The 26839-nt window shown below is 66.5% G+C and carries 23 protein-coding genes and 1 tRNA gene; 12 read left to right on the forward strand and 12 right to left on the reverse strand.

The features are described from left to right. Positions 1 to 7 precede the first annotated feature (7 nt). Positions 8 to 1156, forward strand: a complete 1149-nt coding sequence (gene proB, locus KWG56_RS11670; protein ID WP_219355288.1) for a glutamate 5-kinase — start codon at positions 8 to 10, stop codon at positions 1154 to 1156. Continuing rightward, on the forward strand, positions 1153 to 2415 hold the full coding sequence (locus KWG56_RS11675; RefSeq protein ID WP_219354880.1) for a glutamate-5-semialdehyde dehydrogenase: 1263 nt from the start codon (positions 1153 to 1155) through the stop codon (positions 2413 to 2415). The genes proB and KWG56_RS11675 overlap by 4 nt, the downstream gene beginning before the upstream one ends. Positions 2416 to 2584: 169 nt before the next feature. Here the strand turns inward: KWG56_RS11675 and KWG56_RS11680 are convergent, their stop codons facing one another. Continuing rightward, positions 2585 to 4996 (reverse strand): membrane-bound PQQ-dependent dehydrogenase, glucose/quinate/shikimate family, encoded by a 2412-nt coding sequence (locus KWG56_RS11680; RefSeq protein WP_219354881.1) that lies wholly within the window; start codon positions 4994 to 4996, stop codon positions 2585 to 2587. A 233-nt stretch (positions 4997 to 5229) separates the two neighbouring features. Here KWG56_RS11680 and KWG56_RS11685 point away from each other — a divergent pair, with 233 nt between their 5' ends. The 4 genes from KWG56_RS11685 to KWG56_RS11700 all read left to right on the forward strand — a co-directional run bounded on the left by KWG56_RS11685 (position 5230) and on the right by KWG56_RS11700 (position 12089). Beyond that, on the forward strand, positions 5230 to 6660 hold the full coding sequence (locus tag KWG56_RS11685; protein WP_244999491.1) for an NAD(P)-dependent oxidoreductase: 1431 nt from the start codon (positions 5230 to 5232) through the stop codon (positions 6658 to 6660). Further along, positions 6657 to 11171, forward strand: a complete 4515-nt coding sequence (gene gltB / locus KWG56_RS11690) for a glutamate synthase large subunit (protein WP_219354883.1) — start codon at positions 6657 to 6659, stop codon at positions 11169 to 11171. Before KWG56_RS11685 ends, gltB begins: the two co-directional genes overlap by 4 nt. Positions 11172 to 11354: 183 nt before the next feature. Next, the gene (locus KWG56_RS11695; RefSeq protein WP_219354884.1) at positions 11355 to 11774 is read left to right on the forward strand and encodes an Hsp20 family protein; all 420 of its coding nucleotides are present in this window, start codon (positions 11355 to 11357) and stop codon (positions 11772 to 11774) included. 63 nt (positions 11775 to 11837) lie between these two features. After that, complete coding sequence (locus KWG56_RS11700; RefSeq protein WP_201096373.1) at positions 11838 to 12089, forward strand: DUF1150 family protein; 252 nt, start codon at positions 11838 to 11840, stop codon at positions 12087 to 12089. Between the two features lie 55 nt (positions 12090 to 12144). Here KWG56_RS11700 and KWG56_RS11705 read toward each other — a convergent pair whose 3' ends face one another. From KWG56_RS11705 to KWG56_RS11740, 8 genes are all read right to left on the reverse strand, one after another. Continuing rightward, positions 12145 to 12612: a PTS sugar transporter subunit IIA gene (locus KWG56_RS11705; protein WP_219354885.1), complete on the reverse strand. Its 468-nt coding sequence runs from the start codon at positions 12610 to 12612 to the stop codon at positions 12145 to 12147. Between the two features lie 72 nt (positions 12613 to 12684). Then, positions 12685 to 13338, reverse strand: coding sequence for a ribosome hibernation-promoting factor, HPF/YfiA family (gene hpf, locus KWG56_RS11710; protein ID WP_201096371.1), 654 nt, complete (start codon positions 13336 to 13338; stop codon positions 12685 to 12687). Positions 13339 to 13402: 64 nt separating this feature from the next. Then, positions 13403 to 14908 carry an RNA polymerase factor sigma-54 gene (gene rpoN / locus KWG56_RS11715; protein ID WP_219354886.1) on the reverse strand — a complete coding sequence of 502 codons (1506 nt, stop codon included), beginning with the start codon at positions 14906 to 14908 and terminating at the stop codon, positions 13403 to 13405. A 311-nt stretch (positions 14909 to 15219) separates the two neighbouring features. After that, a complete protein-coding gene (gene lptB, locus KWG56_RS11720; protein WP_236260997.1) occupies positions 15220 to 15954 on the reverse strand; it encodes an LPS export ABC transporter ATP-binding protein in 735 nt (244 codons plus the stop codon). Positions 15955 to 16026: 72 nt separating this feature from the next. Then, a complete protein-coding gene (locus KWG56_RS11725; protein ID WP_219354887.1) occupies positions 16027 to 16515 on the reverse strand; it encodes an LptA/OstA family protein in 489 nt (162 codons plus the stop codon). Between the two features lie 5 nt (positions 16516 to 16520). Further along, positions 16521 to 17180, reverse strand: coding sequence for an LPS export ABC transporter periplasmic protein LptC (gene lptC / locus KWG56_RS11730; protein WP_219354888.1), 660 nt, complete (start codon positions 17178 to 17180; stop codon positions 16521 to 16523). Between the two features lie 7 nt (positions 17181 to 17187). Further along, positions 17188 to 17802 carry a ribonuclease D gene (locus tag KWG56_RS11735; protein WP_201096366.1) on the reverse strand — a complete coding sequence of 205 codons (615 nt, stop codon included), beginning with the start codon at positions 17800 to 17802 and terminating at the stop codon, positions 17188 to 17190. Between the two features lie 189 nt (positions 17803 to 17991). Then, positions 17992 to 18078: transfer RNA gene (locus tag KWG56_RS11740), tRNA-Leu, on the reverse strand. 204 nt (positions 18079 to 18282) lie between these two features. Here KWG56_RS11740 and KWG56_RS11745 point away from each other — a divergent pair. From KWG56_RS11745 to KWG56_RS11765, 5 genes are all read left to right on the forward strand, one after another. Further along, entirely contained in the window at positions 18283 to 18636 is a 354-nt protein-coding gene (locus tag KWG56_RS11745) for a VanZ family protein (RefSeq protein WP_219354889.1), read from the forward strand. Between the two features lie 144 nt (positions 18637 to 18780). Continuing rightward, on the forward strand, positions 18781 to 19590 hold the full coding sequence (locus KWG56_RS11750; protein WP_244999492.1) for a WecB/TagA/CpsF family glycosyltransferase: 810 nt from the start codon (positions 18781 to 18783) through the stop codon (positions 19588 to 19590). Positions 19591 to 19705: 115 nt separating this feature from the next. Continuing rightward, positions 19706 to 21118 carry an FAD/NAD(P)-binding protein gene (locus KWG56_RS11755; protein ID WP_219354891.1) on the forward strand — a complete coding sequence of 471 codons (1413 nt, stop codon included), beginning with the start codon at positions 19706 to 19708 and terminating at the stop codon, positions 21116 to 21118. A gap of 46 nt (positions 21119 to 21164) precedes the next feature. Further along, positions 21165 to 22784, forward strand: a complete 1620-nt coding sequence (locus KWG56_RS11760) for an FMN-binding glutamate synthase family protein (RefSeq protein ID WP_219354892.1) — start codon at positions 21165 to 21167, stop codon at positions 22782 to 22784. 285 nt (positions 22785 to 23069) lie between these two features. Then, on the forward strand, positions 23070 to 24470 hold the full coding sequence (locus tag KWG56_RS11765; RefSeq protein ID WP_219354893.1) for a tyrosine-type recombinase/integrase: 1401 nt from the start codon (positions 23070 to 23072) through the stop codon (positions 24468 to 24470). A 111-nt stretch (positions 24471 to 24581) separates the two neighbouring features. Here KWG56_RS11765 and KWG56_RS11770 read toward each other — a convergent pair whose 3' ends face one another. Both KWG56_RS11770 and KWG56_RS11775 read right to left on the reverse strand, forming a co-directional pair. After that, positions 24582 to 25586 (reverse strand): zinc-dependent alcohol dehydrogenase family protein, encoded by a 1005-nt coding sequence (locus KWG56_RS11770; RefSeq protein ID WP_219354894.1) that lies wholly within the window; start codon positions 25584 to 25586, stop codon positions 24582 to 24584. Positions 25587 to 25609: 23 nt separating this feature from the next. Continuing rightward, on the reverse strand, positions 25610 to 26053 hold the full coding sequence (locus KWG56_RS11775; protein WP_219354895.1) for a nuclear transport factor 2 family protein: 444 nt from the start codon (positions 26051 to 26053) through the stop codon (positions 25610 to 25612). 112 nt (positions 26054 to 26165) lie between these two features. Here KWG56_RS11775 and KWG56_RS11780 point away from each other — a divergent pair, with 112 nt between their 5' ends. Next, positions 26166 to 26519 carry a winged helix-turn-helix transcriptional regulator gene (locus tag KWG56_RS11780; RefSeq protein WP_219354896.1) on the forward strand — a complete coding sequence of 118 codons (354 nt, stop codon included), beginning with the start codon at positions 26166 to 26168 and terminating at the stop codon, positions 26517 to 26519. Positions 26520 to 26643: 124 nt separating this feature from the next. Here KWG56_RS11780 and KWG56_RS11785 read toward each other — a convergent pair whose 3' ends face one another. Next, positions 26644 to 26823 carry a hypothetical protein gene (locus KWG56_RS11785; RefSeq protein WP_219354897.1) on the reverse strand — a complete coding sequence of 60 codons (180 nt, stop codon included), beginning with the start codon at positions 26821 to 26823 and terminating at the stop codon, positions 26644 to 26646. Between the last annotated feature and the right edge of the window lie 16 nt (positions 26824 to 26839).

Raw genomic sequence — 26839 nt, forward strand, 5'->3', positions numbered from 1 at the left:
GTCGAATATGGCCTCCACCCTGTCGAAACTGGACGCGGCTTGCGCGCTGAGCGGTGCGCGACGCGTCGTGGTCAAGATCGGCTCGTCCCTGCTGATCGATGCCCAGACGCGCCAGCCGACGCGCGACTGGCTCGCGGCCATCGCGCGCGATCTGGCGGTGCTGAAGAGCGAAGGACGCGATGTGATCGTGGTCTCGTCCGGCTCCATCGCCCTGGGACGCGGGCGGCTGCCGGGGCTGGGCGTGCGGCTGGAGGACAAGCAGGCGGCGGCCTCGGTGGGGCAGTCCCTGCTGATGGCGGCCTGGTCGACGGCGCTGGAGCCGCACGGTCTGGTCGCCGGTCAGGTGCTGCTGACGCGCGACGACACCGAACGCCGTCGCCGCTGGCTGAACGGCCGCGCCACCATCGACGCCCTGCTGGCCCACGGCGTCATCCCCATCGTCAACGAGAACGACACGGTGGCGACCGAGGAGATCCGTTACGGCGACAACGACCGGCTGGCGGCGCGGACGGCCCAGCTGGCGCGTGCGGATCTGCTGATCCTGCTGTCGGACGTGGACGGCCTCTACACCGCCGATCCGCGCCGCGATCCCGCCGCCGCCCATCTGCCGCTGATCGAGACCCTGTCGCCCGAGGTCATGGCCATGGGCGGGGGCGCCAATGCGGATGCGGGCGTCGGCACCGGCGGCATGGCGACCAAGCTGGCGGCGGCCCAGATCGCGCGTTCGGCGGGCTGCGCCACCATCATCGCCTCGGGCCAGGCCCTGTCGCCGCTGACCGCCATCCGCGAGGGCGCGCGCGCCACCCTGATCTCAGCGCCCAACGGCCCCATGGCAGCCTACAAGCAGTGGATCGCCGGCAGTCTGTCGCCTGCGGGCGAGCTGCGCCTGGACGCCGGGGCCGTCACCGCCTTGAAGGCCGGAAAGAGCCTGCTGCCCGCAGGCGTCACCGCCGTGTCCGGCGATTTCGAAAAAGGCGACTGCGTGCGCCTGACCGACCCTTCCGGCCTGCCGGTCGGGGTGGGCCTGGCCGCCTACGCCGCCGAAGACGCCGCCCGTATTCGCGGACGCCGCAGCGATGAGATCGAGGCCATCCTCGGCTATCGCGGCGCCTCCGTCCTGATCCACCGAGACGACATGGTGTTGAGCGACCGATGACCGACCTGACCGCCCATATGCTTGAACTGGGCCGCCGCGCCCGCGCCGCCGCCCAGGGCCTGCGCGATGCGCCAGCCGCCGCCCGCACCCGCGCGCTGGACCTGCTGGCCGAAAAACTGAAGGCCGCCGAGGCGCCGATCCTGGCCGCCAATGCAAAAGACGTCGAGGCCGCCCGCGCAAACGGCATGACCGAGGCCATGATCGACCGTCTGGCCCTGTCGCCCGCCCGGATCGCGGGCATGGCCGAGGCGGTGGCCACCATCGCCGCCGTAGCCGACCCTCTGGGCGTGGAGACCGAACGCTGGACCCCCGCCAATGGTCTGGACATCGCCCGCGTCCGCACCCCCATCGGCGTCCTGGGCGTCATCTATGAGAGCCGTCCCAACGTCACCGCCGACGCCGCCGCCCTGTGCATCCGCTCGGGCAATGCGGCCATCCTGCGCTGCGGCTCCGACTGTCTGCAGTCGTCGCTGGCCATTGCGGCCCTGGTCGCAGAGGCTCTGGCCGAGGCCGGACTGCCCGCCGACGCCGTGCAACTGGTCGATACGCCCGACCGGGACGCGGTGGGCCTGATGCTGGCGGGACTGGACGGGGCCATCGACCTTCTGATCCCGCGCGGCGGCAAGAGCCTGGTCGCGCGCGTTCAGGCCGACGCCAAGACGGCGGTGCTCAGCCATCTTGAGGGGCTGAACCACACCTATCTGCACGAAGCCGCCGATCTGGACGTGGCCCGCGCCGTCGCCGTCAACGCCAAGATGCGGCGGGTGTCCGTGTGCGGCGCGACCGAGACCCTGCTGGTGGACCGGGCGGGGGCCCAGCGCCTGCTGCCCGCCGTCGCCGCCGATCTGATCGCCGCCGGATGCGAACTGCGCGGCGACGATGAGGCGCGCGCCCTGGTGTCGGAGATGAAGCCCGCCGACGACGCCGACTGGACCACCGAATATCTGGCGCCCATCCTGTCGGTCCGGGTCGTCGATGATCTGGACGCCGCCGCCGACCACATCGCCCGCTATGGCTCGGGCCATACCGAGGCGATCATCACCACCGACGCCGGGGCCGCCGAACGGTTCGCGTCGAAGGTCGACAGCGCCATCGTCCTGATCAACGCCTCGACCCAGTTCGCCGATGGCGGCGAGTTCGGCTTCGGCGGCGAGATCGGCATCTCCACCGCCCGCCTGCACGCTCGCGGCCCGGTCGGCGCCGAGCAGCTGACCACCTACAAATATGTGGTGCGGGGCCAGGGCCAGATCAGACCCTAATGATCTCCCTCCCCGTTCGGGGAGGGTGGCTGAGCCGAAGGCGAAGACGGGTGGGGGCGGCTGCACTGCTCACTCCAAAACGAGAAGGAGCGGCTCGTCGCCGAGCCGCCCCCACCCGGTCGCTGACGCGACCACCCTCCCCCGCAGGGGAGAGAGATTTGCTCTCGCCTCAGGATCTCTGAGGCAGGGCGTAGGCGATCACATAGTCGCCTTCCGGCGTCTCCATGAAGTGGTGGCCGGCGGCCACGATCACCAGATACTGGCGGCCGTTCTGCTCATAGATCATCGGGTTGGCCTGGCCGCCCGCAGGCAGGACGTCCGACCAGACGGTCTTGCCGGTCTCGATGTCGATGGCGCGGATCAGATCGTCGGTCGCCGCAGCGATGAAGATCAGACCGCCCGCCGTGACGACCGAACCGCCGTTGTTCGGCGTGCCGATCTCAAGCGGCAGCATCGACGGGATGCCGAACGGGCCGTTCTTGCGGGCCGTGCCGAACGGACGGTCCCACAGGGTCTTGCCGCTCTGCACGTCGATGGCGCGGATGCCGCCGTAAGGAGGCTCCTTGCACAGCACGCCGGTGAAGGGCATGCGCCAGCCCGCGTTCACGTTGATCGCATAGGGCACGCCCTGCTGCGGGTCGCCCGCACCCTCGCCCTTGGAGCCCTTGCCCGGCTGTTCAGCCTGATAGCGGGGGTCGTCGCGCGAGAACCAGCCCAGCTTGTCGGCCTCGGCGCGCGGGACCAGACGGTTGTAGTTGGGCATGTCGTTGTAGTTGGCGATGATCACGCCGCGCGCCGGATCGAGCGCCAGGCTGCCCCAGTCGGAACCGCCGTTGTAGCCCGGATACTGGATCCAGTGACGGTCGACCGTGGGGGCTGTGAACTCACCCTCATAGGACGCCTTCTTGAACTGGATGCGGCAGATCATCTGGTCGATGGGCGAGATGCCCCACATGTCGCGTTCGTGCAGCACAGGCTTGGCCAATGTGTTGAACAGCGAATAGGGCTGGGTCGCCGCACGCTGGGCAGGCTCGACGCCGCCGCGCGGTGCGGGACGGTCCTCAACGCCGTGCAGCGGTTGGCCCGTGCGACGGTCCAGCACGAAGATCTCGCCGCGCTTGGACGGCAGGATCACGGCAGGCACGACGCCCGACGCGGTGGGCAGGTCGACCAGGGTCACCTGCGAGCCCAGGTCATAGTCCCAGACGTCCATGCGGACGGTCTGATAATGCCAGCGCGGCTTGCCCGTGGTGACGTCCAACGCGACCAGGGCGCTGGAGTACTGGTTCTCCTGCGGACGACGCAGGCTGGAATAATAGTCCGCCGCCGAGTTGCCCATGGGCAGGTAGACCAGGCCCAGGCCTTCGTCCGCCGTCGCCGTCGTCCACATGTTCGGGGTGCCGGGGGTGTAGGTCTGGCCTTCCGGCGGGGTGGTGGTCGTCTCGGGACGCATCATGTCCCAGGCGAAGCGCAACTGGCCGGTGACGGCGTCATAGCCCTGGATCACGCCAGACGCGTTCCAGCGCTTCTGCCCATCCAGAACCTGGTGGCCGGTCACGATGACGCCGCGCACGATGACGGGGGGCGAGGTGATCGAGACCATGCCCGGATAGGGATCGCCCATGCCGACCTTGATGCTGACTTCGCCGTTCGTGCCGAAGGCTGGGCAAGGCACGCCCGTCTTGGCGTCCAGCGAGATGATGCGGCCGTCCAGCGTGCCTTCGATGATCCGCGTGGCGCAGGGCTGGGCCTGGTCCGCGTTCGGCACGGCGTAATAGGTCACGCCGCGGCAAGCCGCCGTGTACGGGATCTGGTCGTCCGGCACCTTGGGATCATAGGTCCATTTCTGCTGGCCGGTGTTGGCGTCCAACGCGAACATCTTGTTGCGCGCCGAGCAGAGATAGACGGTGTCGCCGATTTTCAGAGGCGTGGTCTCGGCGCCGAAACGCTCGCCCGGCAGGTCGCCGGTGCGGAAGGTCCAGGCGCGCTCCAGCTTGCCGACATTGTCCCGGTTGATCTGGGTCAGCGGCGAATAGCGCTGCGCGGCGTCCGAGCCGCCATAGGCGGGCCAGTCGACGCCCGCCTTGATCAGGGCCGGATCACCAAAGGGACCGCGCGCGCCCGGCACCGGGCTGTCGACGCGGGCCTGATTGGCCTGACCCACGACCAGGCCGAAGACGACCGAAACAACAGCCAGGGCGATGATCCCGATGCCCGCCTGTTTGCCGCCGCCGCGCGCTCTCACCACCGGCAGGGTGGCGATCACCAGGAACAGCAGCACCAGCGGCCCGACCAGACGCGGCACCAGTGCCCAGCCGTTCAGCCCCTTCTCCCACAGGGCCCAGACCAGGGTCAGCAGGAAGGTCGCGCCGTAAATCCAGACGCCCTTGATGTCGCGAAACACAAGGAAAAAGCCCGACACGATCAGCGCCAGGCCCGCAATCAGATAATACCAGGAGCCGCCCAGTGCGGCGAGCTGCACGCCGCCGATCGTCAAAACCAGTCCGATCACGGCAAGCAGCAGGCCGAGAAGCAGCGTCAGCCAACCTCCCAACCCGGTCGGCGAAGTCCATCGTGGCATGGAAGCCCCCTCATCTAAGGATCAGGGTTTTGCAACGCTTGGGTGCAGAGGCGGTTCCATATTGTCGCACCCCCTGAAACCCCTTGAAGACCATTGCGTCAACGCGCCGCTCAGTCACACGTTTTCGGCGCGCAATGAGGCGCTTGCGAATGTTTCTTGCTATTTTCGCAACTGAGAACCGCTCACAGCAATAATATTTGCCTGATATGGGCTGATTGCTGCATATGCGAAAAGTGACCCATAAAACCATAAAGCAAGGCGGGACTTTCGTCGTAGAGCCGCGCCGCCTCTCCAAGGCCTCAGCCGAACTGCGTGCGCGCGGATTCGGGGAGATTACGATTCCCCATTCGACCGAGACGGCCGAGAAACAGGCGTCACGCTGCACCGACTGCGGGGTGCCGTTCTGTCAGAACGCCTGCCCGCTGCAGAACAATATCCCCGACTGGCTGCGCCTGTCGGCCGAGAACGAGCCGCGCGAGGCGTGGCGCGTCGCGTCCCTGACCTCGACCATGCCCGAAATCTGCGGCCGCATCTGCCCGCAGGACCGGCTGTGCGAAGGGGCCTGCACGCTGAACGTCTCGGGCTGGGACGCCGTGACCATCGGCTCGGTCGAGGCCTGGCTGGGTGATCAGGCCTTTGCGAACGGCTGGGTCGAACCGATCCGTCCCAAGGCTGAACGCGCCGAGACCATCGGCATCGTCGGCGCGGGGCCCGCGGGCCTGGCCGCCGCCGACCGCCTGCGCAGCGAAGGCTATCAGGTCGTCGTCTATGACCGCCACGACCGTGCGGGCGGCCTGCTGATTTATGGCATCCCCGGCTTCAAGCTGGAGAAGCATGTGGTCCAGCGCCGCGTGGACCGCCTGATCGAAGGCGGGGTCCAGTTCGTCCTGGGCTGCGACGTCGGCAAGGACGTGACCCTGAGCGAACTGCGCGACCGCCACGATGTCGTGCTGCTGGCCATGGGGGTCTATCAGCCGCGCATCCTGTCGGCGCCGGGCCGTGGCCCGGACTCGACGGTCGAGGCCCTGCAGTATCTGACCCATCAGAACCGCCGCGACCTGGGCGACGCCGAACAGGCGGGCTGGTACGAGGCCAGCGGCAAGCGCGTCGTCGTGATCGGCGGCGGCGACACCGCCATGGACTGCGTCCGCACCGCCATCCGTCAGGGCGCGGCCTCCGTGACCTGCCTCTATCGCCGCGACCGCGAGAACATGCCGGGTTCGGCCCGCGAGGTTCAGAACGCCGAAGAGGAAGGCGTCGTCTTCGAATGGCTGGGCGCGCCCAAGGCCCTGCTGTCGCAGGGCGACCGCGTCACCGGCGTCCGCGCCGCGCGGATGCAGCTGACCGAGGCGGCCCCCGGCGAGCGGCGCGACATCGTGCCGGTGCCCGGCGCCGATTTCGACATTCCCGCCGACATCGTCATCGAGGCCCTGGGCTTCTCGCCCGAGCCGTTCGCGGCGCACGAGCCGGATCTGCGCCTGCGCGACGACGGCACCATCCGCGTCGGCGCCGTCAGCTTCGCCACCAGCCTGCCCGGCGTCTTCGCTGCGGGCGATGCGGTGCGCGGCGCCTCTCTGGTCGTCTGGGCCGTGCGCGAGGGCCAGGACGCCGCCGCCGAGATTGATCGCTACCTTAAGACCCGCACCGAGGAGGTCGCGGCATGACCCAGTGGCTTGATAAGTACGAACAAACCCGCGACCGTCTGGAAGCCGGCAACGCCTATGACCGCAGCTCCGAGCGCGACGCCTGCGGCGTGGGCCTGGTCTGCTCCATCGACGGCAGCCCGCGTCGCGACGTGGTCGAATATGCGATCCGCAGCCTGAAGGCCGTGGCCCACCGGGGCGCGGTCGACCCCGACGGCCTGTCGGGCGACGGCGCTGGCATCATGGCCGAACTGCCCCAGGCCTTCTTCGCCGAACAGGTGGCCTCCATCGGCCAGTCCCTGCGTCCCGGCCCGATCTGCGTGGGCCAGGTCTTCCTGCCGCGCACCGACCTGGGCGCCCAGGATCGCGCCCGCGCCATCGTCGAGACCGAGGCCCTGCGCGCCGGTTTCTGGATCTATGGCTGGCGCCAGACGCCCATCGACCTGTCGGTCGTCGGCACCAAGGCGGGCGCGACCCGGCCCGAGATCGAACAGATCATGCTGGCCCCGCCGCTGGACGACGCCGGTCAGCCGCTGGACGGCGAGGCGCTGGAGCGCGAACTGTATCTGTGCCGCCGCCGCATCGAAAAGACGGTCAAGGCCGAGAACCTGTCGGCCGTCTATATCTGCACCCTGTCCGCGCGCTCCATCGCCTACAAGGGCATGGTGCGGGCCGAACTGCTGGGCGACCTGTATCCCGATCTGGAGGACCCGCGCTTCGTCTCGGCCTACGCCGTCTTCCACCAGCGCTATTCGACCAACACCTTCCCCGAATGGAAGCTGGCCCAGCCCTTCCGCATGATGGCCCACAACGGCGAGATCAACACGCTGAAGGGCAATCTGAACTGGATGAAGTCGCACGAGATCCGCATGGCCGCCCAGGCCTTCGGCGACCGTGACGGCGAGGTGAAGCCTGTCGTCCAGCCGGGCGGCTCCGACAGCGCCGCGCTCGACAACGTCATGGAGGTGCTGGTCCACGCCGGCCGCCCCGCGCCCATGGCCAAGGCCCTGCTGATCCCGGAAGCCTGGTCCAAGGACGACGTGGTCATGCCCGAGGCGCACAGCGCCTTCTACGCCTATTGCAACGCGGTCATGGAGCCGTGGGACGGTCCGGCCGCCATCTGCGCCGCCGACGGCCGCTGGATCGTGGCGGGCAAGGACCGCAACGGTCTGCGTCCCCTGCGCGCGGTCGAAACCGTCGACGGCCTGCTGATGGCGGGCTCGGAAGCCGGTCTGGTGCCGATCCCCGAAAGCCGGGTGAAGCGCCGCCTGCACATCGGCCCCGGCAAGCTGATCGCCGTCGATTTGAAGCATGGCCGCGTCTATGACGAGCATGAGGCCATCGAGGCCCTGTCCGCCGTCCATCCCTACACCGAATGGCTGGGCAATATGGTCGATCTGGAATCGATCATCGGCCCCGGACCGGAGCCGCGCTCGGCCTCGGGCGAAGACCTGACGCGCCGTCAGATCGCCGCCGGCTACAGCCGTGAAGACCTGGACCTGCTGCTGGACGCCCTGGTGCGTGACGGCAAGGAAGCGGTCGGCTCGATGGGCGATGACGCCCCGCCCGCCGTCCTGTCGGCCCTGCCGCGTCCGCTGTCGCATTACTTCCGCCAGAACTTCAGCCAAGTCACCAACCCGCCGATCGACCCCTTGCGGGAATCGGGGGCCATGAGCCTGAAGACCCGGTTCAAGAACCTGGGCAACATCCTGGCCGTCGAAGAGGCCCAGACCGACGTCTTCGTGCTGGACAGCCCGGTCCTGACCAACGGCATGTACGAGCGGATGATCGACACGGTCGGCGCCGGTTCGACCGTGGTCATCGACTGCAGCTATGACGTGCCGTCCGACACGGCCCGCCCCGGCGCCGGTCTGCGCGCCGCGCTGGACCGGATCATGGACGAGGCCGAGGCCGCCGCCCGCAACGGCGCCGCCCTGATCGTGCTGACCGATCAGCAGGGTTCGGCCCAGCGTCTGGCTGCGCCGATGATCCTGGCGACCGCCGGGGTGCATGGCCGCCTGACGACGGCGGGTCTGCGCTCCTACTGCTCCATCGTGGTCCGCACCGCCGAGACGCTGGACCCGCACGGGTTCGCGGTCCTGGTCGGCGTCGGCGCCACCACCGTCAACGCCTGGCTGGCCCAGGACCTGTTCCAGGAACGCCTGGATCGAGGCCTGTACCCCGGCATGACGCTGCGCGACGCCTGCCTGAACTATAAGGCGGGGATCGAGGCGGGTCTGCTGAAGACCCTGGCGCGCAAGGGGATCAGCGTCATCTCCGCCTATCGCGGCGGGTGCGAGTTCGAGGTGCTGGGCCTGTCGCGCGCGCTGACGGCCGAGTTCTTCCCCGGCGCCCCGTCGCGCATCTCCGGCATCGGCCTGGCCGGGCTGGAGCAGGCGGCGCTGAAGCGTCACAGGCTGGCCTGGGGCGAGGCCCTGCCCTCCCCCGCCATCGGCGGCTTCTTCAAGATCCGCGCGGGCGGAGAGGCCCACGCCCACGAAGCCAAGACCATCCACCTGCTGCAGGACGCCTGCAACCGGGGCGACTATCGCCGCTTCAAGCAGTTCTCGGAGGCCGTGCGCAATCAGGCCGACGTCTCCCTGCGCGACCTCTTGGACTTCCGCGAAGGCGTCGCCATTCCGGTGGATCAGGTCGAGAGCGTGTCGGACATCCGCCGCCGCTTCCTGACCCAGGCCATGTCGCTGGGCGCCCTGGGCCCCGAAGCGCATGAGACGCTGAACATCGCCATGAATCGCATCGGCGCCCGCTCGGTGTCCGGCGAGGGCGGCGAGGATCCCGAACGCTATCACCCACGTCCGAACGGCGACGACGCCAACTCGGCCGTCAAACAGGTGGCCTCGGGCCGGTTCGGCGTCACCGCCGAATATCTGAACCAGTGCCGCGAAATCGAGATCAAGGTCGCACAGGGCGCCAAGCCCGGCGAGGGCGGCCAGCTGCCCGGCTTCAAGGTGACCGAGTTCATCGCCCGGATGCGCCATGCCGTGCCCGGCACCACCCTGATCTCTCCGCCGCCGCACCACGACATCTATTCGATCGAGGACCTGGCCCAGCTCATCTATGATCTGAAGGCCATCAACCCCGACGCCCGTGTCACGGTGAAACTGGTGTCCGCATCGGGCATCGGCGCCATTGCGTCGGGCGTGGCCAAGGCGAACGCCGACGCCATCCTGATCGCCGGCCACAACGGCGGCACCGGCGCCTCGCCCCAGACCTCGATCAAGCACGCGGGCCTGCCGTGGGAGATCGGCCTGGCCGAGGCCCATCAGGTGCTGACGCTGAACAATCTGCGCGGCTCGGTGACGCTGCGCACCGACGGCGGGGTCCGCACGGGCCGCGACGTCGTCATCGCCGCCATGCTGGGGGCCGAGGAGTACGGCGTCGGCACCGCCGCCCTGATCGCCATGGGCTGTCTGATGGTGCGCCAGTGCCATTCCAACACCTGCCCCGTCGGCGTCTGTTCGCAGGACGACCGTCTGCGCGAGAAGTTCACCGGCACGCCCGACAAGGTGGTGAACCTGTTCACCTTCATCGCCGAGGAGACGCGCGAAATCCTGGCCTCGATCGGCGCCCGGACGATGGACGAGATCATCGGCCGCACCGACCTGCTGCGCCAGGTCCGCCGCGGCGGCGCGCACCTGGACGATCTGGACCTGAACCCCCTGCTGGTTCAGGTGGACGAAGGGGCGGCAGGCAAGTGGGCCGACAAGACGACCCGCAAGCCTATCGCCGAAAGCCTGGACGCGCGCGTGCTGAAGGACGCCGTGCGTTTCCTGGATCGCGGCCAGACGCTGGAGCTGTCCTATCCGCTGAACAACACCCAGCGGACCGTGGGCGCCGCCGTGTCCTCGGCCATCGTGCGCCGCTTCGGCGCCCAGGGACCGGCGGGCCGTCTGAAGCTGCGTCTGGAAGGCATCGCGGGTCAGAGCTTCGGCGCCTTCGCCGCCAAGGGTCTGGAGCTGCACCTGACGGGCGAGGCCAACGACTATGTCGGCAAGGGTCTGTCGGGCGCCGAGATTTCGGTCCGCACGACCGAATGGCGCGAGGATCAGCTGATCTGCGGCAACACCACCCTGTACGGCGCGACCTCTGGCCGGCTGTTCGTCGCCGGTGCGGCGGGCGAGCGGTTCGCCGTCCGCAACTCCGGCGCCGAGGCCGTGGTCGAGGGTCTGGGCGCGCACGGCTGTGAATATATGACCGGCGGACGCGTGGTCGTGCTGGGTTCGGTCGGCTGGAACCTGGCGGCGGGCATGAGCGGCGGCGAGCTGTTCGTGCTGGATCAACCGGGCTTCGCCGAACGGGCGCTGAACGGCGATCTGGCGGGCGTGACCGACATCGACGAGGCGGCGGCCGAACGGCTGCGCGAACTGATCGAGGCCCATCTGGCGGCGACGGCGTCCCCGCTGGCGCGTCGTCTGCTGGGCGACTGGTCCAACACCCTCAGCCGGTTCGTCCGCATCGTGCCCCTGACCGACATCGTCGCCAGGACGGAACGGCTGAAGACCAGCGCCTGACCCCCTATTTCCCCGCCGTCTCCTCGGCGGCGGGGATTCCATGCCCAGGGCTGAAAACCCATCCCCGCTGCCCACAGGCCGGGATGGTTGATCCGGGCGCAGCCTGCCCCCATCTTCATCTGTGACCGGAGGTCTTGCCGATTGCGGGAGACAGGCCGGTCGGTCGCTTTTCCGAGGACCCAGATGACGACCCGCACCATCCTGTTCGACAGCCCCTTCCTGCTGGGCTTTGACCATACCCGCGCCCTGATCGACCGCGCCGCCAAGGCCGCAGCGGAATCCTATCCGCCATATAATGTCGAACAGATCGGCGACGCCGGGGTCCGCATCAGCCTGGCGGTGGCCGGGTTTTCGCCCGACGAACTGTCCATCACCCTGGAAGGCCGCCAGCTGACCATCGCTGGAAAGCGCGATGATGCGGGCAAGACCGAGCAGGCCTTCCTGCACCGGGGCATCGCGGCGCGCGGCTTTGTGCGCAGCTTTGTTCTGGCCGACGGGCTGGAGGTTCAGGGCGCGCGGGCCGAGCACGGCCTGCTGCACGTCGACCTGATCCGCCCCGAGGCCGAGCGCGCCGTGCGGCGCATCCCGATCACGGCGGGCTGAAAATATCGAAGTTCGAACCGCTCAGGGTTCTGAGCGTTCATCAGTAATGAAGGAGGCGGTCCTATGACGCCGTTGATGATGACCAAGGAAGATTTTGCAGGCCTGGGCGCCCCTGACCTCGTCTATGTGCGCGAGGTGAAGGCGTCGGACCTGATGGAGGACGCCGTCGAGATCAGAGACATGAGCTTTGATCCCGGCCAGTCCCTCTATGCGGTGCACAGCGCCGACGGCGAACGTCTGGCTGTGATGCTGGACCGCGACACCGCCTTCGCCGCCGCCGTGGCCCACGAACTGGAGCCGGTTTCGGTTCACTGAGAAAGACTGGAGGGCGGCCCCGCGATGGGAATGCGCCGCCTTCCAGAAGCCGTGATCAGGCCGCCGTCGCCGGGGCGTCGTCCTTGACGAACAGAGCCTTGATCGCATCAACGGTGCGCGCCTGACGCAGTTGTTCGCGCAGTTCCGACGACCGCAGCGCCCGCGACACCGCAGCCAGAGCCCGCAAATGTTCGGCGCCGTCCTTGGGCGGGGCGAACAGGGCCAGCAGCAGATCGACCGGACGGTCATCCACCGACTCATAGGCCACCGGCGTATCCAGACGCACGAAGACCGCCGTCACGCGGTCGACTTCTTTCAGACGGGCGTGCGGAACCGCCACGCCCGAGCCCAGACCCGTCGAGCCCAGGGCCTCGCGCTCCAGCAGCGCCTCCAGCACGCGCCCCTCGTCCACGCCCAGCGCATCGGCGGCGGCCTCGGCCACAGCATTCAGCGCCTGACGCTTTGATGAGGCGCCGCCGCGCAGCACCACGCCGTTCGGCGCAAGCAAATCTGCGATATCCATTGGAAACCCGGTTCTCAAAAATAGACTGGCGGTTGCGGGCGCCCGTTTAGAGGCTCCCGCAACAAAGTCAAACTAGGCCGTGCCTTTTGCCTGGCCGTTCAGTTTGCTGGTCCGCTCAGGATCGATCCAGCCGACGTTGCCGTCCGGCCGTCGATAGACGACCGACAGACCGCCATGAGCCGCGTTGCGGAACAGCACGACGGGATAGCCCGTCATGTCCAGCTCCAGCACCGCCCGCCCCACCGTGATGGTGCGGATCTCGTGTTCGGTCTCGGCGATGACCATGCCCACCGGCGGCGGGCCGTCGTTCTCGCTGGCGTCGCCGAAGACGTCGTCGTCCACGCTGTCGGGGTCACGCAGCACGATGCTGCGTGCGACCTCGCGGGCGGCGTTTTCAGTCTTTTCGGGCGACAGACCCTTGGGCCCGATATGATGGTCCTTGAGCCGGCGCTTGTAGCGACGAACCCGTGTCTCGAGCCGATCCAGCGCCTCGGTGAAGGCCGAGTGGGCGTCGCCGCCGAACCCGGTCGTCACCAGCGTCTGACCCGACGCGAGACGGACCCAACAGTCCACCTTGAAGTTGTGGCCGTCCTTGGAGACCACGACCTCGGCGCCATCGCCGCCGCGGGCGAAGTATTTTCCGACCCCGTCTTCGAGTTCCTGGGAGATGCGCGAGCCTAACGCTTCGCCGACATCCACTTGCTTGCCGCTGACTTGGACTTGCATGCCGATAGAACGCGCCCGACTGGATTTGGTGTCAATCCAGATCACCGTTTTGTGGTCACGCTTGTCAGGCCGTACGGAGCATCCTGCGGCGCTCGACGGAGGACGGAATCCTCAAGGCTTCCCGATACTTGGCGACTGTACGGCGGGCGATGTCGATGCCCGTCTCCTTAAGTATTTCGACGATCCGGTCGTCGGACAAAACGTCGCCATCCAGCCCCTCGCCATCAATCATTGTTTTTATCCGGTGACGGACCGCTTCGGCCGAGTGGGTCGAGGCGCCGTCCACCGATTGAATGGCGGCGGTGAAGAAGAATTTCAGCTCGAACACGCCGCGTGGCGTGGCGACATATTTGTTCGATGTGACGCGGCTGACGGTGGATTCGTGCATGCTGATCGCGTCAGCCACCGTCTTCAGATTGAGGGGCCGCAGGAACTCGACGCCGAAGGCCAGGAAGGCGTCCTGCTGGCGCACGATCTCGGAGGCGACCTTCAGGATGGTCTTGGCGCGCTGGTCCAGCGACTTGACGAGCCAGTTGGCCTGGGCCGCGCAGTCGGCGACGAAGGTCTTTTCAGTGTCGGACCGCGCGCCCGCCTGGACCAGACCGTGATAGCGTTTGTCGACCAGCAGACGCGGCAGGGTGTCGGCGTTCAGCTCGACCCGCCATCCCCCCGCCGGATCGGCGCGGACATGGACGTCGGGCACGACGGTCTGGGCTGGTTCGCCGCCGAAACCCGCGCCGGGACGCGGCGTCAGGGCCTTCAGCTCGGCGATCATGTCGGACAGGTCGTCGGCGTCCACGCCGCAGATCTTGCGCAGTCCCGCCAGGTCGCGCCGCGCCAGCAGGTCCAGATTGTCCAGCAGGGCCGCCATGGCGGGATCAAACCGATTGCGATCGATCAGCTGCAGCTTCAGGCATTCCGGAACCGAGCGCGCCATGACGCCCGTGGGTTCGAAACCGTGGCAGACGCCCAGCACCGCCTCGATCCGCTCAAGCGGCACGCCCAGCCGGTCGGCGAATTCGTTCAGTTCGCCGCGCAGATAGCCGCCCTCGTCGGTGGCGTCGATCAGGGTCAGGGCGATGCCGTGGTCGGCGGGGCTGAATCCGGCGGACGAGGCCTGGGCCTGCAGATGCTCCCACAGCGACAGTTCGTGGGTGTCGGGGCGTTCGAGGTCGCCGCCTTCGAAGGTCTGGCCGCCCTTGCCCGCGCTGGACCAGTCGGACAGGCCGGGCTGGGCCTCGTCGGTCATGCGGTCGCTGGTGCGCTCGCCCGGCGCGGCGTCGCCGTAAACATCGTCGGACCCGGCGTCCATCGAAGCCACGGCTTCATGGCCCACGCCGTCGCCAAAGGACATTTCACCGTCGGCGGTCGCGGTTTCGGCCTGTTGCGGGGCGTCCGGCCCCTCGCCTTCAGGCTCGTCACGTTGCAGCAGCGGATTGCGCTCCAGCTCGGCCTCGACGAATTCCTCCAGCTCGAGATTGGACAGTTGCAGCAGCTTGATCGCCTGCTGCAGCTGGGGCGTGATGACCAGCCCCTGCCCTTGTCTGACCTCTAACTTTTGACCGATCACTTGGCTTTTTCCCACCGAACGCTGAACTGGCCCGGAACTTGCTGGGGCCAGAATGTCGCCAAACCGGTTAACGGGACGCCAACAGCAACGCCTCCCCGTCAGAAACGGCGCGTTGGATAGATTGACGACGCCGGATCCCCTCCCTCGCCCGTCATCCTTGGCCTTGTCCCAAGGATCCATGCTCCCGGTGTTTCGGGTGTGCGCTGCGCCCGGAATGACGAAAGAGGGTGTGGCGATGCGGAACGAACTCCTCCGTCACGGCGCAAGAACGCGCCGCGCCACCTCCCCATGAAATGGGGAGGAGAAGGGCCTCAGGCGTACATTTCGCCCAGATAGACCCGGCGGACCTCGGGGTCGTGGATGGCTTCGTCGGATGTGCCTTCGAACAGGACCGAGCCGCCGGAGATGATGGAGACGCGATCGGTGATCTCCAGCGTCTCGCGCACATTGTGGTCGGTGATCAGCACGCCGATGCCCTGGCTGGCCAGATAGCGGATGACCGAGCGGATGTCGGCGATGGCCAGGGGGTCGATGCCGGCGAAGGGTTCGTCCAGCAGGATGAAGGACGGGCGCCCCGCCAGGGCGCGCGCGATCTCGACCCGGCGACGCTCGCCGCCCGACAGGGCTGTGGCCGGGGCGTGGCGCAGGTGGTCGATGTGCAGTTCGTTCAGCAGCCGGTTCGTCTCGGCTGCGATCTGGCTGCGGTCATAGTTCAGCTCGACCACCGACTTGACGTTCTGCTCGACCGTCATGCCGCGGAAGATGGAGGCTTCCTGGGCCAGATAGCCCAGACCCATGCGGCTGCGCTGATACATGGGCTGGCCGGTGATGTCCTCGCCGTCCAGCCAGATCGACCCGGCGTCCGGCGGGATCAGGCCGGTGATCATGTAGAAGCAGGTCGTCTTGCCCGCGCCGTTGGGGCCAAGCAGACCCGCGACCTCGCCGCGCTGGACGGTCAGGGAGACGTCGCGCACCACCTGACGCTGGCCGAAGCTGCGGGCGAGGTTGCGCACGCGCAGGCCCTTGTCCGCCTTGGAGGGGGCCAAGACCGGCTCCGCGACCGGTTCGTCGCGGTTCAGTGCGGAAAGTTCCTTGCGCGCCAAGTCTGCGAACGGCCTCTAGTTGTTGCCGGGATAGAAGACGCCCTGGATGCGGGTTCCGGCGGAGCCGCGCGGGGCCCCCGCCATGGTCGCGGCGTCGGTGTTGACGTTGTAGTTCAGCCGCCCGCCCGTCAGGACGTTCTGCCCCTGGGTCAGGATGACGTTGCCGGTCACGACGACTTCGCCGTTGTTGATCGTATAGACGGCGCGGTCGCCGCGCATCGACTGGGTCGGGGTGACGAAATAGACGGTTCCGGTGGCTTCGACCCGATCGGGGTCGCCCGCCGCATTGCGGAACATGGTGATGGCGTCGGCGCGCAGGCGGTTTCCGCCCTGCGTCACCTCGGCGCGGCCGCGCAGCGAGATGCTGACCGGCGTCTGCTCGCCCGAGTCGGCGCCGAAGGCGATCGGCTGGTTCGAGGTCTGTTTGTTCACCTGGGCGTCGCCCACGGCCGGAAGGGCCAGGACCGCCAGGGCGGAGACCGCCGCCAGTGCTTTGAACTTCATCGCCATCATCCGCCTGATCCCGAGGGATTGATCGTACCGCTTATCTTCTTGTCGCCCTGCCCGTCGAACACCACGCGCTGGCCCTGATCATAGATCGCATAGGACGAAGCGTTGATGGTTCCAAGAGGCCCCGCGCCCTGAACCCCCTTTGAACCCGTGATCACGCCGGTGTCCGTATTGACCACCGCCTCCGGCGTCGTCAGCACGAAGCCGGTGCCGCCGTCCGAGATTTTCACGTCAGGACCAAGGGTTACGGTGCGGGCCTGCTCATTATAGGTGCCGCCGCCTGCCGTTAGCTCCGTCACCTTGCGTCCGCCCAGGTTCAGTTTCAGCGCCGGTCCGACCAGGCGGAACTGGCCGGTCGCGGCGTCGCGGACCGCGCCCTGCGCCCCCACGGTGAAGGCGCGGCCCTGCGAATCCTGACCGTGGAACAGGGGCTTGTCCAGGCGGACCTCGTTGCTCTGGCTGGCCTTGCGCTCCACGCCCGACATGACGGTGCGGAACACGGTCCAGGTCAGGGCGCCGCCCGCCAGCACCAGGATGATGATGGGCAGGACCCGCCGATACAGCTTCACCCGCCGCGAGCGCGCGCGCCAGCGTTCGCCCGCCAGGGCGACGCGGGCCTCGTCGGCCTCGATCCGGGACTGATCGGCGGGTTCGGTCAAGCGCGCCTCAGCTGTGGGCGAAGATGTCGATCTCGTCCCAGCCGGCGAGGTCGAGCGCCGAACGGGTCGGCAGGAAGTCGAAACATTTGGCCGCCAGCTCTGCCCGGCCTTCGCGCTCCAGCATCTGATCCAGACGGGCCTTGGCCGCGTGCAGATACAGAACGTCGGAGGCGGCGTAGTCCAGCTGTGCCTGCGTCAGTTGCGGCGCGCCCCAGTCTGAAGACTGCTGGGCCTTGGACAGGTCCACGCCGACCATCTCGCGCACCACGTCCTTCAGACCATGGCGGTCGGTGTAGGTGCGGGCCAGTTTGGAGGCGATCTTGGTGCAATAGACCGGGCGCGTCTCGACGCCCAGGTGCAGCTGGAACATGCCGATGTCGAACCGGCCGAAGTGGAAGATCTTCACCACCTTCGGATCGGCCAGCAGCCGCTTCAGGTTCGGACAGTCATAGGCGGGGCGGTTCAGGCGCACGACATGGGCGTCGCCGTCGCCGGCGGACAGCTGGACCACGCACAGGGGATCACGGCCGAAACGCAGGCCCATGGTTTCGGAATCGACAGCGACCTCGGGCCCCAGGTCCAGATCGTCGGGCAGATCGCCCTCGTGCAGATAAACAGTCATGCGGGGCTTCTTACACGCGCAGGCGACGGGACGGAACGGCCAGATGTCGAAGGCCGCACCGATAAACGCACAGCTGCGTGCAAATGCCGATTCACCCAAACCGCCTCAAGCAGCAAGCCGCCGCGCGGCTTGCGATAGGCGAAAAATGAAAACGGCGCCGTGTTCGAAAACACGACGCCGTTTATAATATGGTGCCCAGAAGAGGACTCGAACCTCCACGGCCGTTAAGCCACTGGCACCTGAAGCCAGCGCGTCTACCAATTCCGCCATCTGGGCCCCGTCGGCAGCGCCTTGCGGCGTTTCCATCGGGAAGGCGCGTCATCTACGAGAGGGCTCGGGCCGGGTCAACAAGCTTTTTTCAGTTTGTGCGTTTTCTTGCGCAAGCGGAGCAAAAAGCGCGTCGGAGTAGCGCTCACGCATTGTTCCGGTTAGGTTTTTGACGATTTCCACGCCCCTCCTCCCCAATCAAGGCGTCGCCAAATGATGTTCATACTGCGTTGCGCGGCCGGTCTCGCACTGGCCGGGCTGTTCGTCGCCATGCTCGGCCCCTTTCAGGGGGCGGAGGAGAATCTGGGTCTGGACGACAAGTCGGCCCATGTGATCGGCTTCTTCATCATCACCGCCTGCCTGACGCTTCTGTTTCCCAAGCTGGGCCTGTGGCGCACCGCCTTTGTCGCCATCGCTCTGGGCGCAGGGGTCGAGGTGGTGCAGGGCCTGACGGGACGATCGGCCAATCTGTACGATCTGCTGGCCGACAGCATCGGGGTGGCGCTGGCCTCGCTGACGCGCTTCGTCATCCAGCGGGTCCGCCCCGGATTGGTTGACGCGGGTTAAGCCTGTTTTCTAACCCGTCCTTGAAGCCTGCTGCTGCATCCTGCGTCCATGGTGGATTCACCCTTCATCTCCCCGGCGCACGAGCGTCGATCCGCGCCGCGACCGCAGTTCCGCAAGCGTCGGCGCAGGCGTGAGCGCGTGCACATGCTGGGGCAGCTGGTCGATCTGGTGAAGCCCGAGGAAGTGCTGCACCACGTCCAGACGGCGGTGGCCGAAGGGCGCAAGACCATCGTCGCCAACCACAATCTGCACAGCCTGTATCTGATCCAGAAGAACCCGGAGATGCGCGCCTTCTATGCGCAGGCCGAGATGGTCGAGGTCGATTCGACGCCGATGATCTGGTTCTCGCGGACTCTGGGCCTGCACAGCCGGGGCTTCCACCGCTGCACCTATCTGGACTGGCGCGACCATTTCTGGAGCGTGGCCAACCGCAAGAAATGGCGCATCGCCTATGTCGGCGGCGAGCCCGGCGTCAGCGAGACGGCGGCGGAACGGCTGAACGCCGTCTATCCCCACGCCCGGATCCTGCCGCGCCACGGCTTCTTCGACGCCAGCGCAGGCTCGGCGGACAACGCCGCCCTGATCGCCGACCTCATCGCCTTCAAGCCGGAAATCCTGTTCGTGGGCATGGGAATGCCGCGCCAGGAGGCCTGGATCCTGCGCAATCTGGAGCTTCTGCCCAACTGCGTCATCTTCTCTGTCGGCGCCGCCTTCGACTATGAGGCCGGAACCCAGAAGCCCGCGCCGCGCTGGATGGGCCGGGCCGGGGTCGAGTGGGCCTATCGTCTGGTGCAAGACCCCAAACGCCTGTTCCGCCGCTATTGCGTCGAGCCCTGGACCTTGATTCCACTAGCGATTTCCGACATCCGCGCCGCGCGACGCCGAAAGGCCGGCCTGGCCCCGAAGGCGGCGCGTGAGTTCGGCGCCCCGCCGGTCACCGGCTATCACCGCTGACAGCCGACGATAGAATTTCCTACTTGTCCGGTAGGCATTTCTGACCAAGATCGAAAACCGAACCGCGCCGGATTGCGTTATGAGTGCGGGACGAGTGGTCGAGTTGGGAGCGCCTATGCCGCAAACCGGAACGCCAGACGGGCGCCAGAACGTGGCCGTGGTCGGGGCAGGATTCAGCGGTCTGCTGACGGCGATCCACCTGTTGCGGCTGAACGCCAGGCTCCGCGTCACCCTGATCGAGCGGCGCAAGGTCTTTGGTCCCGGCACGGCCTATGACACCGGCAACCCCCACCACCTGCTTAACGTGCGCCTGGACAATATGGGCGCCTTTCCCGATCAGCCGGGGCATCTGGCGGACTGGCTGGCGGAACAGCCGTCATGGCGGGCGCAGGACGGCTTCATCACCCGCGGAGTTTACGGCGACTATCTGCAGCACCTGCTGGATCAGGCGCTGGACGGCGCGCCCGAGCGTCTGACGCTGGCGGCGTCCGAAGCCAGGGCGCTGAACCGCAACGGCGCGGGCTGGACCCTGACGCTGGACGACGGCGGGACGGTGCAGGCCGAGGCGGTCGTGCTGGCCCTGGGCAATCTGGAGCCCGCCTCCCCGCCCGGCGTAGACGAGGCGTTGCGCAACTCGCCCCTCTATGTCGAGAACCCCTGGCGGCTGGAGGCCGAGGCGGCGGAGGGCGCGCGCGACATCCTGCTGATCGGGGCGGGCCTGACCATGGTGGATGCAGCCCTGTCGCTGCGGCGGCCCGGACGGCGCTTCACCGCCCTGTCACGGCACGGTCTGCTGCCGCGCGCCCACGCCACCGTGCCGCCCGAACCTTATGTCGAGGCCTTCGCCGGCGGTCCGTCCGACGTGTTGAAACAGGTGCGGCAGGCGACCCAGACGCACGACTGGCGCGCCGTGTTCGACCACCTGCGCCATTCGGCCCGCCCGCTGTGGCGGTCGTGGACGGCGGTTCAGCGCAAGCGGTTCCTGCGCCATCTGCGCCCCCTGTGGGACGTGCATCGCCACCGCCTGTCGCCCGGATCGGCGCGCGACATTCATTCGATGCTGGCCTCCGGTGAACTGACCGTGCTGGCGGGCAAGCTGTCAGAGACGGCGCTGGACGGCCGATCGGTCGAGGCGGCCTGGCGTCCGCGCGGGCGTCGCCGGGCCATCCGGGGACGCTTCGACCTGGTGGTCAACTGCACCGGCCCGCTGGGCGTCATCCAGCAGAGCCGCGAGCCCCTGATCGCCGACATCCTGAAAAAAGGATACGGCCGCCCCGACCCCCTGGGCCTGGGTCTGCAGGTCGACGGCGACGGCCGCCTGATCGGCCAGGACCGCCCGACCGACGGCCTCTACGCCATCGGCCCCCTGACGCGCGGCGCCTTCTGGGAGATCACCGCCGTGCCCGACCTGCGCGCCCAGGCCCTGGACCTGGCCGAACATGTGGCCGACGCGGCGGGCGCAACCGGGCAAAGCAGCGCCGCCGACTGGCCTCGGACCGATCCAGCGGCCATAGTTCGCGGAACATAAGACCCGGCGGAACATTCGGGTCGCTGGCGACAGGGACCAGAGACACGTGCGGTTCAATCAGTATTCGGCTTTCGGCCTCTGCATCCTGGTCTTCATCGTCGGCGTGCTGCTGGCGCTGTATTATCCTTGGACATGGTTCCTGCCGGTGATCGCCGGGGCTTTGACCCTGCTGGGCGTCGCCGACCTGGTGCAGCCGCACCATTCGATCCGTCGCAACTATCCGGTCATCGGCCATGTCCGTTGGCTGGCGGAGATGATCCGCCCGGAGATCCGGCAGTATCTGATCGAGTCCGACCAGGAGGCCGCGCCCTTCTCCCGCAACCAGCGCTCGCTGGTCTATGCCCGCGCCAAGAAGGAGGGCTCGGAGCGGTCTTTCGGCACCCAGATGGACGTCTATAGCGTCGGCTATGACTTCATGGGCCATTCGATCCGGCCCGCGCCCGCGGCGGACCCGGCGACCTTCCGCATCCTGATCGGCGGCGACCAGTGCGCCCAGCCCTATTCCGGGTCGGTGTTCAACATCTCGGCCATGAGCTTCGGCTCGCTCAGCGCCAACGCCATCCGCGCCCTGAACAAGGGGGCCGCCCTAGGCGGCTTCGCCCATGACACCGGAGAGGGCGGCTACAGCCCCTATCACCGCGAACACGGCGGCGACATCATCTGGGAGCTGGGCAGCGGCTATTTCGGCTGCCGCACCGAAACCGGCGCCTTTGACCCCGAAAAGTTCGCGGCCCAGGCCGCCAACCCCCAGATCAAGATGATCGAGATCAAGCTGAGCCAGGGGGCCAAGCCGGGTCACGGCGGCATTCTGCCCGCCGAAAAAGTCAGCGCCGAGATCGCGGCGACGCGCGGCGTGCCGATGGGCCAGGACTGCATCTCGCCCTCCACCCACAGCGCCTTTTCGACCCCGCTGCAGATGATGGAGTTCATCGCCAGACTGCGTGAGCTGTCGGGCGGCAAGCCGATCGGCTTCAAACTGTGCATCGGCCAGCCGTGGGAGTTCATGGGCATCGTCAAGGCCATGCTGGCGACGGGCATCCGCCCCGACTTCATCGTGGTCGACGGCGGCGAAGGCGGCACGGGCGCGGCGCCGGTCGAGTTCACCGACCATCTGGGCACGCCGATGCGCGAAGGCCTGCTGTTCGTGCACAACACCCTGGTCGGCGCCGGTCTGCGCGATCAGATCCGCATCGGCGCGGCGGGCAAGATCACCAGCGCCTTCGACATCGCCAGCGTCCTGGCCATCGGCGCCGACTGGGCCAATGCGGCGCGCGGCTTCATGTTCGCCCTGGGCTGCGTCCAGTCCCTCAGCTGCGGCACCAACCGTTGCCCCACCGGGGTCGCGACCCAGGACCCTCTACGTCAGCGGGCGCTTGTCGTGCCGGACAAGGCCGAGCGGGTGCACCAGTTCCACCGCTCCACCCTGAAAGGCCTGTCGGAGATGCTGGCGGCGGCGGGCATCCACCACCCCAGCGACCTGCGCCCCCACCATCTGGCGCGCCGCATCAGCCAGACCGAGATCAAGCTGTTCTCGCAATTGCACGTCTTCCTGCGCCCCGGCGAACTGCTGACCGGCGAAGACGGCCGCAGCTTCTATTCCGAAAGCTGGCGCCTGGCCCGCGCCGACCGCTTCGACCTGGACGAACCCGCCGCCACGCGGGTCTAAGGCGCCGCGAGCCCAAGCCTGCCGCAGGGGCGGCAGGGCCGCACATAAAACCGACCATGTCGTTGATTTTATAGCCAAATATGATTTGGCGACCCCGGCAGGACTCCAACCTGCGACCTCGGCTTTAGGAATCGATCAGAGGTTGTATTCATCCAGTTTCACTTCGTTCCAATCGGTTTCAAACCTCAGATGATTCAATAATATACTTGTTTTCCCCAGTTTCATAGCGTACCCTCAAGTTGTGTCACTCTGTGTCCCACAGGCGTCCCAACTTTGGAGGTCGCTATGGCCACCGTCGCGCTAACGGATCGATACTTAAACAGCCTGAAACCGCTACCCAGAGAGAGGATAGAGCTTTCAGATGCGGGGTGCCCCGGCCTGGTACTGCGAGCCAGTCACAAGGGCGCCAAGGTCTGGCTTCTGCGATACCGAGGCCACGACGGAAGAAACGCTCGCCATCGCCTGGGCGAGTATCCGGCAATGACGTTGAAGACGGCGCGCCTTGAGGCGGGTCGCCTTCGCGAGTTGATCGAAAACGGCGGCGATCCGCTCCACGAGAAACGTGAGGCCAAGGAGCAAGCCCGCCAGGATGCTGTCGCGACTTTCGGCAAATTGATTGATGCCTACTGGACGGCCTGCGAGACCGGCGAATGGCAACCCAAGCGCAAACGCAAGCGCACGAGCACCCTCGCCTACGAAAAGCGTCTCGCTGAGCGCCACATCCAACCCGTCCTGTACGATCTGCCGCTTAGCACGATCAAACGCTCGACCGTGAAGTCCCTGCTCAGAGAGATGGTTCGCAAGGGCATCACCGCACAAACCAATCGGGTCCAAGCCGTCATTCGGCAGGTTTACAATTTCGGCATCAGTGAGGAGTTGGTCGAGATCAATCCCGCCATGGGCTTTCCCCCCTTCCACGCTCAAAAGCCTCGCCTCAGGATTTGGAAGGATCAGGAACTGCGTCTTCTGTGGCGGGCTCTGACCGAGCCGGAACCGCGGAAAGCGATCAAGTCAGACGAAATCTTTGTGGGACCTCAGGTTCGCGTCGCCCTCCAACTCGCCATGCTGCTCCTTCAACGTCGAACGGAGATCGTAGGCATGGACCTGTCAGAGCTAGATCTCGATCAAGGCGTCTGGAGAATTTCCCCGGATCGAATGAAGTCGGGTCGCCCGCATCAAGTCCCGCTGCCGCCGTACTCCGTGGAACTGATCCGCAAGGCGATAACCCTTTCCAGCCTGCCTTCTGACCGGATGTCGGGCCCCGTCTTCCACGACCCGCGCGACACCACCAAGCCGATGCAGCCGGCCGCACTGACGCGTGCGATGGGTCGATTGAGAGAGCTGATCGGCGTCGACGACCTGACAGTTCACGATTTGCGCCGCACGGGATCGACTGCATTGACGAGCGAGCGCCTGCGGGTCTCGCCGCTAATCCGCTCCAAGGTGCTCGGCCATAGCTCCGACACAGGCGGAGGCGCCCAGGTTTCCAGCACGCACTATGACATGAATGAGTACATGGTCGATAAGCGCTCAGCTCTGAAAGGTTGGGAAGCCCTGCTGCTGAAGATCGTGAGCGACGGCCCGGCCAGAGATTCGAAGCCTCGACACCCCATAGTCATGCGAACCGTCATGTTCGGACTAGAAGCCGCAAACGACCCTTGGCCGATCTCATCGGCAAGTCATTAAAACTGACGAGGAACATCAAACGGGGCTTCAAAGCACGGTCATGTCCGAGCGCCACGGCAGAATTGCACGATTGGCTGCGCTTGAATTCCCATCCGATGAGACCGGCCGCAATCAGTCGAAGGTGATTACAACTTTGCCAAAATGGTTGCCGTCTTCCAGGTGACGGAGCGCGTTGGATAACTCTTCCAAAGCAAACGTCGCGTCCACGACCGGTCTTATGCCTTGGGCCGATATCGCTCTGACCATAGCCTCGGCGTCCTCGCGGTTGCCCGACATGATGCCGTGCAATCCCACACTCTTGGTCATGACCGGATAGAGCGGGATCGACGCCTCGAACCCGCCCAGGACTCCCACGATGGATATCCGCCCGCCGCTCGTCACTGCGTTGACGGCGCGCGCCAGAGTGGCGGAACCGACTACATCGACCACCAGATCCACCCCCCGGCCTACCGTCTGCGCCAGGACCTCGACGTCCCAGTCCGGTGTCGTCCGGTAGTTGATTAGATGATGCGCGCCCAACGCGCGCGCGCGCTCCAGCTTGGCATCGTCCGAAGAGATCAGCCAGACCTCCGCACCTGCCGCCAACGCAAACTGCAAGGCAAACAGCGAGACTCCGCCCGTCCCTTGTAACAGCACAGAACTGCCAGGGATAAGCCCACCCGCTTGCGTCACAGCCGACCAGGCGGTCAGCCCTGCGCAAGGCAGAGTCGCTGCCTGTGCATCGCTCAGATGGTCGGGAACCCGGACCAGTTCGTTGGCAGGAAGGACTAAATATTCAGCAGCCACGCCGTCTCCGGTCGCGCCGCGATCACGCGCAAACTTCTCTGGCCTGATCGGGCCGCTCTGCCAGTCCGGGTAATAAATGGCGAAAACGCGATCCCCGATGTCGAGACCATTTACGCCCGCCCCCGTCTCGACGACCTCACCGACCGCATCGGACAAGGGAATACGTGGATAGGCGACCGGCGCCAGCCCCTTGACGATCAGCAGGTCCCGATAATTCAGCGACGCCGCCCTGACCCGAATCTTGGCATGCCCGGCAGGCACGGACGGGATTTCGCGCTCGGCCACACGCATGGCCTCAAGGCCCGGGCCTATAAGCTCAATAACTTTCATTCTGGACATCCTGCCCCCCCGACCTACAGCCACTCTTCTTCGACTCTCAGCCGCGTCGTGTGACTACGCTGGATTTTCCAAGCGCCATCAACCTTGACGTACTCCTGATGATAGTGGCCCCAGCCCTTGAAGTTGCAGCTCGGCAGTTGAACCCAGTCATGCATCCACCAAACGCCCTTGGCCGTCGTGAGACTGGTGATGGTGATTTCTGGCAGGCTGGCTTGATGCACCGCCTTTACGCCCTGCAACAGAACCTCCATGGCGGCGATGAAGTCGTCGCGCCCCTGCATTTCGATCACGGCATTATGGTCGGGCGATGCACGCGGCGCGGCATCGATCAAGAAGGTTACGTCCTCGGTTAGTGTGGCGGCGAACTCGCCCCACTGTCGCGCATCGCCGAAGCGGATATAGCGGGCCTTAAGCTGTTTGATGGCTTCGATTTCGACCAGAGCCTCGAGTGGAGTCATTCTTGTTCTCGTGTGGGGAACCCACAATTTCGCGTGAAGGACACCTGGTATCACTTCTACACTTAGAGTAAATTAGGCACCAAAAAGAAACCAAGTGTTCTGAAGGTCACCGATGACAGCCACCGATAGTCGCCGCCTGCTGCTCGACCAGATTGCTGACAAATGGACGATCCTCATTCTCGAGGTCGTCTGCACCTCGGGAGGACGCGCTCGGTTCAATGCCATGCGTCGCAAAATCGACGGCATCTCGCAAAAGACCTTGACCCAATGCCTGAGACGCCTTGAGCGCAACGGCATCCTCAAGCGTACCGTCCTGAACACGACACCGATCGGCGTCGAATATTCTATTACGCCTCTGGGTTATTCGCTCGAAGGGCCGTTTAAGTCCCTGACCGAATGGGCCGAAAACAACCTAAGCGTCGTCACCGATGCCCAACAACAGTTCGATGCCCGTGAAGGCGCCTGAACGCAATAAACTCGACGGGACAACGCTCCCGCCCAATGCCGCGTCATCATACTCCCCCTGATTGAACCCGGCCAACAAGGGCACAGGATGGTCAGTTCCTGCGCCTCCATGGCGCGCAGTTCGGTCAGGCTGCGGCGGCCCAACTGATGACAGGCAGGACCGAACCGGGACGCATCACGCGTCTGGCGCCAGCGCGGCGTGCGCGCATTGCGAAGGCGAAGGGCGGATAGGCCGAGATGCTGGTGGGCATTTTCGGATCGGCGTCGGCTGTGATTTCACCGCGTTTAGCTACGATCTGGCCCATTTCGACTGCGCAGCTT

The organism is Brevundimonas nasdae (assembly GCF_019395145.1).
In the GTDB taxonomy this organism is placed as follows: Bacteria; Pseudomonadota; Alphaproteobacteria; order Caulobacterales; family Caulobacteraceae; genus Brevundimonas; species Brevundimonas nasdae.